Origin of the sequence: Streptomyces inusitatus (genome assembly GCF_014651115.1) — a bacterium.
GTDB classification, from domain to species: domain Bacteria; phylum Actinomycetota; class Actinomycetes; order Streptomycetales; family Streptomycetaceae; genus Streptomyces; species Streptomyces amakusaensis.
This window is the reverse complement of the sequence record NZ_BMWG01000095.1, coordinates 1-632: the sequence shown is the minus strand read 5'-3', so window position 1 is coordinate 632 and position 632 is coordinate 1. Positions and strand designations below refer to the sequence as shown.

1 protein-coding gene is annotated in these 632 nt (G+C 73.3%); it reads left to right on the top strand.

The annotated features are described in order from the left end of the window. The coding region (locus IE247_RS33980) for a PepSY domain-containing protein (protein ID WP_190127225.1) at nt 1–632 on the top strand (632 nt) is incomplete at both ends.

Genomic DNA, 632 nt, shown 5'->3' with positions numbered 1-632 from the left:
GCGCTGCCGGCGAGTCTCACCCCCGCGCAGCGCGCCGGGCTGATACGGGCCCGGAGCGCGACCACGGCGGCCACCGCGAAGGAACTGGGCCTCGGCGCACAGGAGAAGCTCCTCGTCCGGGACGTCACCCGGGACCGCGACGGCACCACCCACACCCGCTACGAGCGCACCTTCGCCGGACTCCCGGTCCTCGGCGGCGACCTGGTGGTCTCCGAGTCGAAGACGGGCGCGACCGAATCGGTCGTCAAGGCCTCCCGCACCGCCCTCAAGGGCGTCGCCACCTCCGCCGCGATCGCCCCGGCGGCGGCCGAGAAGCAGGCCCTCGCCCGCGCGAAGGCCGAGGGCTCCACCAGAACCGACGCCGAACGCGCGCCGCGCGAGGTCGTCTGGCTGGCCCAGGGCGCCAAGCCGGTCCTCGCGTACGAGACCGTCGTCGGCGGCCTCCAGCACGACGGCACCCCCAACGAACTCCACGTCGTCACCGACGCGAAGACGGGCAAGAAGCTCTACGAGTGGCAGGCCGTCCACAACGGCACCGGCAACACCCAGTACAGCGGCCAGGTCACCCTCGGCAGCACCCAGTCCGGCTCCTCGTACAACCTCACCGACGCCGGACGCGGCAACCACCGCAC